This is a genomic window from Acidovorax sp. HMWF029 (genome assembly GCF_003060895.1).
Taxonomy (GTDB): Bacteria; Pseudomonadota; Gammaproteobacteria; order Burkholderiales; family Burkholderiaceae_C; genus Acidovorax.
The window spans coordinates 1-8,958 of sequence record NZ_QAIH01000002.1 but is presented as its reverse complement, the minus strand read 5'-3'; the positions used below and the strand labels follow the sequence as shown (position 1 = coordinate 8,958).

Genomic DNA, 8,958 nt, shown 5'->3' with positions numbered 1-8,958 from the left:
CCTTCTACAGCCTTGTGCAAGCTCACAACCGAACAAGGCAAAACGCGGTGGCCCCCAGCGCTTGCCGAGCCACCGCGTCAGCGGTTTAGTTCAACGTGGACCTTGCGGGATATTCTGGGCACTAATTTCTCCTGGAGGCGGCTTGCAGCATAGGTTTGCAAGGAGTGACTCGTTCAAATGCCCAGGTATAAAAACTCCATGAAACCCGGCACGCGTTAAGTCAGCAAACTATAGCTTGCAGTGGTCAGACGGCAGGATTTCCAACAGCAGCGTACAGCTGGTCAAAGGCAGCTTTCGGTTGGTGCCTCGCAACGGCGGGTCTGGGCCCGCTAGCGTCCCTCGCCGTGGGGCAGAATTCGGCCAGGAGCGGCCGCTGACTTGTATTAAAAGCGGACGTTCAACCCAAGAGTGCAGCTGATGCCAAAGGCGATCCGCCGCGATGAAAAGTTAGCTATTTGTTTGTGCAGCTCGCTTCTTGTATAGCTTTGCAGCAAGATCGAGCCTCGCTGCTTGTATCAGAGCCTCGGACGGTGCTGGATCAGCTAATGGCTTAAACATCTCCGTGATGTTGGCGAGTATTTGGGCTGGGGTAATGATGACGCCCCATGGAAGGCCCCACCAACCGAACAATGTGCAGAAAACCAGCGAGCCAAAGTTTGTTTTCCTTCCGCAAGAATGGCAGCAAATGTGCGTACGGTTGGTCCATTGAGTGAAGATGCCCGCTGACCACACACGGTAGTACCGCCGCACTTCGATCTTAGAGGTGGCTTGCTGGCATTCAGGGCAAGTGCCGTTCTTGATGCGCAATGCGTGGCTGAGGATTTCTTCCTTTGAGATGTCCTCAGATACCTCCAATAGACGAGCATTACGCAGGCATGCTTTGCTGCAGAACCGCTGCCCTTCGTCCAAGAGCGCTGAAAATCTGGCGGAGCTACCACAGAAATCGCATTCATTTGTACCCTTGGTTTGCCGATAGGCCGCCTTCCTCGCTTGCAGTACAAGCGGTTGCAACTTTGAATCTTCAATCCCGCGTGATTTGAGCAAAGAAAGAATTGCCTCTTTTGCTTCATCTGCAAGGTCTACAGTTGCGTAGCGCTGCAACAGGTCTTCGGTTTCGTCATTCCGAAACCGCTCCAAAAAGTATTCCTTTGGGTACACGCGGCGATCTCTTAGTAAAAGTTCTGAAAATTGCTGACGTAATGTATCCGGCAAAATCAAGCGGAGGCTGGGCCGCGTTGGATGACACTGGTTCGCTCCGAGGGGGCTTTGCGGCCTGCCGCAAACCCGGCGATCCACGACGGGACAAGCGAGTCTTCGTGACTAATACGGCCTAGTTTTTCAACAGCACTTTGCGGACTGCAAGCGAGTCGGTTTGTGAGTCAACTGCCTTTTAAGTAAGAATTTCCGCCGCCTGCTTCGGAACCACTAGCATTCCTAAACGTGGGGCAAAATTCGGCCAGGCACCGCCTTTCGCTAAGTAGCCAGAATTCCCGCACAAACCGGTCGTCGTCACCATGTTGAGATTTCAAATAGCTGAGCTGCAACCAGTTCTCGACAAAGTCGAGGAGCTACGCGCCTATCTGGCGACGCATGTTGTACTTACCTCTGCTGAAGAGCTTGTCGCGCGCGCATCGACACCGTCTATGGCGCAACACGCATGCGAGCGAATTGCCTCAATGTGCAATCCGAAGGCGTGGGGAGACATTGGCGCAACCGGGTTCGGTTCAAAATGGACAGACTGGCATGACTTCCTCGGCCAACTCAGCATCGTCGCTGCGCGCTGTGGACAACAGATTTATGTGGTTTCGAAGCGAACGAGCAATGAGAGGCAGTAGTCGACGAACAGTGAAACTTTCGATGAATTCTTCTTTTTTGCGCTTTGTCTTTGCAGTGACCTTCCCATTGGCTGTCCATGCCGAAGCAGATCAATACTCCGCAGATCTCGCAGGGCTCTATGGCGAAATTCAGCAGGTGCAGGCCATGAGAGATATTTGCGCGAGAGACTTCCCTGCCTATTCCCCTGCGAACAGCGCCGCCGTAGAAGATTGGCGAGCGCGTAACAGTGCTGTGGTTGTCGAGATTGAATCCCGGTGGCAACGATGGCTTGAACAAAAGGCAGCAGGTAGCCCGAATCGACGTGAGTCCCTCGATGCTTGGTCAAAGAACCTCTACGGAAGCACCAAGCGGGACTTTTACATTCATCTGAAAAAGGATGGCGACCGCGCCTACCAAGCTAGGTGCGAGAGCTTCCCTCAGTATTTGCTAGGTGCTAAGCGCATGCAACTTGGAGTTGCGTTTTCTGACGTCCTTCAGCGCATTCGACAAACGCCGCATTGATGCAGACTAATGGAGAATTAACGCCTGCTCCATGGTCGAACGAATGTCTTCAACGGGCCCAAAGCTGTCTAGCGCCACCATTTCCCCAAGCAATCATTGTTCACGGCCAGACTTGCTAGATGCGTCGCCCTTACTACTACTCCACTGACAGTCTTCATCTATTGCAGAGTACCGAACAGATGCTCTACTTGAGGCTAGGCAATGGCCGAATCCTAGGTCTGCTGCAGTCCATGAAGGTCACCGGCGAGGGATACAGAAAATATTTTGATGATTACCCCGCAGTCTTATGCGAGCCGCTTGAGTTGTTCTACTGCTGCCGCAGGGGGATGTGTTCACTAAACGATGAACTGCTTCAGGATCTGCTGTTTTCATTTGGTTGGCGCGAGGCTAACTGGGGAGCCTGGTTATCGGCACTTGCCCCGAGGGCTAGCTATATCCCCCACCTTCGCTCCAGAGCAGAGAGCCTGCCGCATGGTAAGGAAGTAATGAGCCTTGCCCTTGCTGCCTGCGGAGAGCCACTGACGGAAGAAATCGAGGTTCAGCACTCACTCTTGCAAGACATCGTGACCATGCTGAACAAACTTCCCACGGTCAACTTTCCTATGCGTAGGACTCCCTCACTTTTGGAGGAAACTGCGTTCAATGCGGAGGTGGAAAGCCTGAGGCGATGCTACCGGGAAACAGGGCTATCACAAGCTAAAGAGCAGCTAGGAAAAGGCCTGCTCTACTACTACGGCATGTCTCACACTGCTTGGCTCAAAGTTGGCGCACCAGAGGCATTTAGTCATGACCGCGATTGAGCGCTCGCTGGCCCCTTAAGTCGTCGGGCGCGCGACTGTTTTTTGTCACCAGTGACAGCTCTTGGCCGGATTCTGCCCCACGGCGAGGGACGCTAGCGGGCCCGGAGTCGACGTAGGACAACACAAAGCTGTCATTGATTCACTACCTACCCACTGAAAAGTTATCGTTTGCCTAGTTGAAACTTGGCTAAGCCGAGCGTCCCTTGGTAACCTGTCAACTCCAACGGGCGGCCTTTTCCACATGAATTTTAGAGAACTTGAACAGCTTGGTGATGCAGATCTAAAGATCTGCGGTCTGCGTATGTGGATTCACGGTCGTCAGTTCCCTGACGCAACAGACTACTGGGATGGAAACTGGCTTAGCGTGACGGCCTATTGCATCTATCCACATTCTGCCGTTCGGATTCAAAACGATTCTTGCGTCCGTCTTGATGAATTGGCAGGTTTGCTTAGTGGCTGCGAACGAATGTACTCATCACTAAGTGGCAAGGCTGAGCTGCAGTGTATTGAGCCTTACCTTGCGGTTGAACTCTCGGCTTCTACCAATGGCCACATTGATGTGAAGCTATCGATCACGCCAGATCACTTCAAAGAAACTCATGAATACGAAGATGAGATTGATCAGTCTCACTTGCCAGGGATCATCAATTCGTGCCGGGCTATTCTGGAAAAATTTCCAGTTCGGGACTCGAAGTGAAGCAATTCAGCCCATCAATTCATTGCAGCGGATTGCCAACAATGCCCGCTGAATTAGCACGTTGAGCGTCTGCTTTCGATTGTCCTGCTGGCTGCTCTTGGCCGGATTCTGCCTCACCGTGGTCGGCTCCAGAGGGCGCTAGGCGACCTTCGCAGATTCGCTATTTTGTCCGTGCCCAGTCCGGCAACGCTTCTTCGCCCGGAACCAAAATTCCTTGGCTCTGGGCATCTTCGGGCGCCAAATCTTTCATGCAAAAAATGATGAGCGCCCCTACCCAATTGAGCAAAATGGGCGCCAGAAGCCACCAACCTGTCCGGCCCTTCGCTTTGATAAGTGCCCAGCAAGACCAATAAAAGCAGACTCCACCCGCTAAGGCCAACAGTTTGCTGATGTTGGTCTGGCGGCCCTGCAAAAGGACCAACACCACAATCGCTACAAGGATAGCGGTGAGGGCGAAGGCCATTTGGTTGGACTGCTTTTTATACGAGGCGATCATGCTAATTGGGGTTTCGTTGAAGATACGGGACATTGCGTCGATGCCCGCTGCTGGCCGGATTCTGCCCCACGGCGAGGGACGCTAGCGGGCCCGTTGGAGACATTCGCGCCGGCCAGTCAGCACCTCGAGTGACCACACCTCAAACTACGCCTTGAGCGAAAAGCACCGGCCTTGCACAACAACGGTATCGCGAGTAGCTTCAACCTCGGTCATTGAATAGAGAAACCATGGCGCTTCATCGGAAACGCGGGGCTCCTCAGGAACAAGGTACCCGATGAATTCCGTCTGCAGCACTTGGGCAATCAGCCGTGCGAACAGCCCGCCGTGCGTGGACAGCATCTCGTGCAGCGACGGATACTTCGCGGCGGCGAGTTCTGCATATATGCCGTGAGGCGGCCGCGCGTCTCCGTCATTCTTCTGTTCGCTCTCAACGAAGGTACGCCAGTAGCGGCCAAAGCCTTCCAACACCTCCGATTGCAGCCACTCGATTCGATAGCGAGAAAAGTCAGGGCTGACGGAAGCCTTGTTATCCCACCCATCCCACCGAGTGCAAATCAGCCCGTCTCCGATCCTGTTTTCATTGACGAACACGTGGGGCATGTCAATTTCCGCTGTTGGCCGGATTCTGCCTCATGGCGTCTGGCCTCATCGGGCCTCTTGAACTCGCAGCCACAAGGCTTCGCGACTCTGCTGCGTTTGCAGAGAACGCTTCAGCGAATCAATGCCTGCCCCCTCAAGGCGCAAGCCAGCAGAATGGCCGCCAGGAATCACATCGACTGAGCGGCGATAGCACCACACCTCCGTCAGCAGCAGCCGGACTTCTGCGACCACTCCGAGGTCGACTGACCGAATGTCTGGAAGGTCGCCCACTAACTTCTCCTTGGCCAGGACGTTGAACACGCTACCGACAGGAATATCGACGTAACCATTCCTGCCAATGACTAGGCCGTCATCGGCGATGTGGTCGACCGAGAAGCACATGTCACGCATGGAAATCTTCGAAGTCAGGGCGAACGAACGACCGCTTGTGGCCGAATCCTGCCCCACCGTGAAGGGCACTAGTGGTCCCAAAAGGGGCATCGCGCATCGAACTTGATGGCAAAGTAATACACCCGTTGCATTTCACCTTCAGCCTCAGCGCTGCTGCGATTTGCCAGATTCATTCGCGCGCAGTGTTCTCCGCATTAAGACCCCCAGAGCTGCGCTCAGCAGGCCGAACGCACCGAAGCCGTACACGCCGGCCTGCCAGAGATTGCTGTGTGCGCTCTTAAACGCAGCAGCGTTCATGCGAATCCACCTAGCTAGCCAATCGAAATACTCTAGCTGCTTAGCATCGAAGTTCATGCGTACAACGAATGTTCTTTCGATTTCACCAATGGCGGACTCTGTGCTGACCTTGTCGAAAGGAATTTGCAGGAAGCAATACGCGCACAGGCACAAAGCTGCTACTGAGAGAATGAAGTGGGCAACTACAAATGTGCGCATCTTGAGGAGTCAATTAGGGCTTTTTACCTTGGCCTGTTGGTCCCGGGCTCATAGGTTGCAAATGTCGGCTTCTGGCCGAATTCTGCCCCAGGTGAAAGCGCTAGCAGGAACATAGCCGGGAAGCGTGTAGCACACGGTACCCTCCTGCAATTGCCTCCCAAGTGCTCATGCTACGGGAGAGCAGCCGCCAGCGCACGCCCTTCGCAAAGCGAGACGACATCCTGTGCCAAGGCTGCCATCGCATCTGCCATGGCTGCGTTCAACACCCCCATGTATTCACCGTTGCCGTTGGCCCAGTTCGCTTTCATTCCTTGGCCAACGTAACTCCGCTTCACATCGCCCGCGGCAGCACGATATTGGGCCACTAACACCACCGTCGAAGCCAAATTCATACCTTCCGGCCAGGCATGAGCCAACTGCAACTGCACTTCTAAGCCCAGCTGCGCAGTGGATGACTCCTGTGCAATAGCACTCTCAGCGACGCTGATTCGTTGGGTTTGCAAGGTTCGCACAGCGCCACGGAGCCACGGTAGACCGTCACCACCGCGGATGCTCTGCACCATGAGAGGCGTGCCCCCCACCTGAGGCAGCATGAAAATAGTCGCGCCCAAGGTCGTCTTGCTGGGGCGAATATCCTTCAACTGGAGCGACAACGCGCAGGGCTTGCCCGTCGAGGGCGATGCAACGGCCCCTACAGCGTCGCGCGAGACGGATACATAAGGAGCCTCATAAATCATGTCCAGCGGCTCTTCGGATAGAGCGTGGCTCGCCAATGGCAGCATGCAGGCAACGCCTGCGGCTATGCGCATCGAGAAAGTGGATTTGCCAGTCATGCTCGCCTTCACTTCGATTCCTTGTGGAGCGAGAACAGCGCTCCCGTTTCGCTTCGAACTACTGTGCGGTTTCCCGCTGAGACTACGGTAGCTGCAGGCAGGTCCACTACAGTGCCTTGCATGTTGAACCGGTGTGACCGCGCGTTTCCAGTAGCACCAGGGTTAGCGCCGACTGGCACCCCCTCCCAATCCAGCGCGACCATTCGCAGGGTCTCGGTAACCGACTCGCGCATATAGGAGCGCAGCAGTTGGCCATCATTGGCCGTGAGTTGAGCCAGAACGGTATCCCGGGACCCGGTCGGAAGCGGTATTTGGTAGACCGCTGCAGATTGGAAGGAGGGCTCCGTCTTGCCGTTCTGCCGCAATACAGCGCTAGTACGTGTCGTAAATGCCCCCAAGCCAGGTTCTAGCGCGTAGTGCACCAGCAGCATCATCACCGCGGGGCCATTGCTGGTGTCCGCGAAGAGACGCTCCGAATCAGCCTTTCCTGGAACCGCTGCCGACACCTGGGCTGAGCGAACTTTGAAAGGCAACCCTTTACCAGCCGCTGACTCTTGCAAGGCTGCCTGAAGGGCGATATTGGCCTCATTCCGTAAGTCAAATCGCGCCAAGGGCCCAACCGTACTGCGGATCTCGCCTGCCATATCGGTTTGGCGAGATTTCTGGATCCCGGAATCGATCATTGCTCCGATCAACCCTCCGCCGGTGACCAAAGAAACGCCCGGTGATTTTGCCGACACCATGAAGCTCTCTTGCGGTATCACCATCCGAATGTCAACCGATTGAATGCGCTGCTTGTTCTCGGCCGTTAAGGGCCTGTGAAAAGGAACTGCGCAAGCCCCCAGACTTAAGGCCGCAGCAATGGCGGCAATACGAAATATCAGCACGTCTTCAGCCCCTCTAGATGTATCAATTTGCTGAAGGAAATGTAGTCGAAAAAAGTGCTGCTCCGAGCCTCGACCGCGGGCTATCGCTTACACCATCTGAAGGTGCCGGGGGCCACATGAATGTTCTCAGGCCCGGGCTAGCAGTGAGCTTGGCATCGACAATTTTTCAAGGCGCGACTGGCTGCTCTCTGGCACAAAGCACGCATTCGACGGCGGAGCGGCACCGACCGCAATCGCTGCCAAGCAGACACCCTTTCTACCGGTCGGCTAGTTCCATCACCAGGGATAGCACTAAGTCAACCACCGACATCCTTAGAACAACACCTTCTGCGCACTCGTCAATGCCACAAAGCTGTCGCCCAATGGTTGAAGTATCGCGTCCGCGATGGGCTGGATTTGCTTGACGAGATAGTGCTCATAGTCAATGCGAGAATGCCAGGCCTCCAGAGGTTCGGGGCTGCTTTGCGTCATCACGTACTCGTCCAGCCGCCACCCTGGTACTGCTGAGGGCGGTTCAACTTCGCGTTGTGTGCGTCAGCGATGCGCGCCGCGCGTACCTGGGACGGCACGTTGACCTCGTAGGCATCGAGCCGGTGGCGCAGGCGTTTTCGGTAGACGAGCAACGCATCCATTTGGCCGTCCAGCATCGACCGCGCATAGTTGGCAACGAAAGCCTGATAGGGCTCGCCATGGAAGATGCGTGACAGCAAGCCCTCCTGGAACTGGCGTGCCAACGGGGTCCAGTCGCTGCGGGCCATCTCCAGCCCGCGATAGACCACCTCCTCCCGACCCTCTTCATCGACGCTCAGCCCGGCTTAGCGCTTTTTGCTGCCGACATCCGATCCTCGTATGGTGGGCATGAAGAATTTGGCGTAGTGGGTATCGAACTCGATTTCGAGGAAGTTCTCCAGTTGCTGCTCCTCGCGCAGATTGTGGGTCCACCAGGCGTTGATCTCCTGCACCAGGCCGGCCGCAATGGCGTGCGCCTCCGCGTTGGGATAGGTGCGTTTGAGCCAGATGAAGATGGAGTCGGTGTCTCCGTAGATGACCTGGTATCCGCGCTGCTCCACGAAAGTCCGAGTGAGCTTCATCACTTCGTGGCCGCGCAGGGTCACGGCGGACACCAGCTTCGGATTGAAGAAGCGGCACTCGGACGCGCCGAGCACCCCGGCGAAGGAGTTCATGAGCAGCTTCAGGGCTTGGGAGCTACCAGCAGCATCTTTGGACCTTATCGCCTGTTCCCAATAAAGAGCGACTGGCAGAGCGGGTGCTGTTGTCGCTCCAGCGGCGGATTGAGTTTCTCGTGAGCTTGTACCCCAAGGTTAAGAGCGGCTAACAAAACGGTGCGAGATGGCGAATGCAGATGACGCAGCAAGCCAGAGAAAGCAGCGCGACATGAATGTCGATCCGGCGTTCGAAGCGA

10 protein-coding genes and 1 pseudogene are annotated in these 8,958 nt (G+C 55.5%); 3 read left to right on the top strand and 8 right to left on the bottom strand.

Annotated features, from left to right (window positions below; all coding sequences use genetic code 11):
* Positions 1 to 447 precede the first annotated feature (447 nt).
* A complete protein-coding gene (locus tag DBR12_RS21890; RefSeq protein ID WP_146185431.1) occupies positions 448 to 1,218 on the bottom strand; it encodes a hypothetical protein in 771 nt (256 codons plus the stop codon).
* 525 nt (positions 1,219 to 1,743) lie between these two features.
* Here DBR12_RS21890 and DBR12_RS21880 point away from each other — a divergent pair.
* The 3 genes from DBR12_RS21880 to DBR12_RS21875 all read left to right on the top strand — a co-directional run bounded on the left by DBR12_RS21880 (position 1,744) and on the right by DBR12_RS21875 (position 3,834).
* Positions 1,744 to 2,337 (top strand): hypothetical protein, encoded by a 594-nt coding sequence (locus DBR12_RS21880; protein ID WP_233244226.1) that lies wholly within the window; start codon positions 1,744 to 1,746, stop codon positions 2,335 to 2,337.
* A gap of 230 nt (positions 2,338 to 2,567) precedes the next feature.
* Positions 2,568 to 3,137 (top strand): hypothetical protein, encoded by a 570-nt coding sequence (locus DBR12_RS00200; protein ID WP_146185428.1) that lies wholly within the window; start codon positions 2,568 to 2,570, stop codon positions 3,135 to 3,137.
* Positions 3,138 to 3,378: 241 nt separating this feature from the next.
* Entirely contained in the window at positions 3,379 to 3,834 is a 456-nt protein-coding gene (locus tag DBR12_RS21875) for a hypothetical protein (RefSeq protein ID WP_146185427.1), read from the top strand.
* A gap of 160 nt (positions 3,835 to 3,994) precedes the next feature.
* Here DBR12_RS21875 and DBR12_RS00195 read toward each other — a convergent pair whose 3' ends face one another.
* From DBR12_RS00195 to DBR12_RS00165, 7 genes and pseudogenes are all read right to left on the bottom strand, one after another.
* Entirely contained in the window at positions 3,995 to 4,363 is a 369-nt protein-coding gene (locus DBR12_RS00195; protein WP_108615402.1) for a hypothetical protein, read from the bottom strand.
* Positions 4,364 to 4,474: 111 nt separating this feature from the next.
* Positions 4,475 to 4,930 (bottom strand): hypothetical protein, encoded by a 456-nt coding sequence (locus DBR12_RS00190; protein ID WP_108615401.1) that lies wholly within the window; start codon positions 4,928 to 4,930, stop codon positions 4,475 to 4,477.
* A gap of 45 nt (positions 4,931 to 4,975) precedes the next feature.
* The gene (locus DBR12_RS00185; RefSeq protein ID WP_146185426.1) at positions 4,976 to 5,320 is read right to left on the bottom strand and encodes a hypothetical protein; all 345 of its coding nucleotides are present in this window, start codon (positions 5,318 to 5,320) and stop codon (positions 4,976 to 4,978) included.
* Positions 5,321 to 5,464: 144 nt separating this feature from the next.
* Positions 5,465 to 5,815: a hypothetical protein gene (locus DBR12_RS00180; RefSeq protein ID WP_146185425.1), complete on the bottom strand. Its 351-nt coding sequence runs from the start codon at positions 5,813 to 5,815 to the stop codon at positions 5,465 to 5,467.
* Between the two features lie 170 nt (positions 5,816 to 5,985).
* A complete protein-coding gene (locus DBR12_RS00175) occupies positions 5,986 to 6,648 on the bottom strand; it encodes a hypothetical protein (protein ID WP_146185424.1) in 663 nt (220 codons plus the stop codon).
* Positions 6,649 to 6,656: 8 nt separating this feature from the next.
* Complete coding sequence (locus tag DBR12_RS00170; protein WP_108615397.1) at positions 6,657 to 7,535, bottom strand: hypothetical protein; 879 nt, start codon at positions 7,533 to 7,535, stop codon at positions 6,657 to 6,659.
* A 312-nt stretch (positions 7,536 to 7,847) separates the two neighbouring features.
* A pseudogene (locus DBR12_RS00165) lies at positions 7,848 to 8,740 on the bottom strand (DNA polymerase domain-containing protein); the annotation flags it as partial.
* Between the last annotated feature and the right edge of the window lie 218 nt (positions 8,741 to 8,958).

Coding starts and splice junctions, on each gene's coding strand:
- DBR12_RS21875 (WP_146185427.1), top strand. CDS start 3,379: ATGAATTTTAGAGAACTTGAACAGCTTGGTGATGCAGATCTAAAGATC.
- DBR12_RS00185 (WP_146185426.1), bottom strand. CDS start 5,320: ATGCGTGACATGTGCTTCTCGGTCGACCACATCGCCGATGACGGCCTA.
- DBR12_RS00200 (WP_146185428.1), top strand. CDS start 2,568: ATGAAGGTCACCGGCGAGGGATACAGAAAATATTTTGATGATTACCCC.
- DBR12_RS00180 (WP_146185425.1), bottom strand. CDS start 5,815: ATGCGCACATTTGTAGTTGCCCACTTCATTCTCTCAGTAGCAGCTTTG.
- DBR12_RS00190 (WP_108615401.1), bottom strand. CDS start 4,930: ATGCCCCACGTGTTCGTCAATGAAAACAGGATCGGAGACGGGCTGATT.
- DBR12_RS21880 (WP_233244226.1), top strand. CDS start 1,744: ATGACTTCCTCGGCCAACTCAGCATCGTCGCTGCGCGCTGTGGACAAC.
- DBR12_RS00195 (WP_108615402.1), bottom strand. CDS start 4,363: ATGTCCCGTATCTTCAACGAAACCCCAATTAGCATGATCGCCTCGTAT.
- DBR12_RS00175 (WP_146185424.1), bottom strand. CDS start 6,648: ATGACTGGCAAATCCACTTTCTCGATGCGCATAGCCGCAGGCGTTGCC.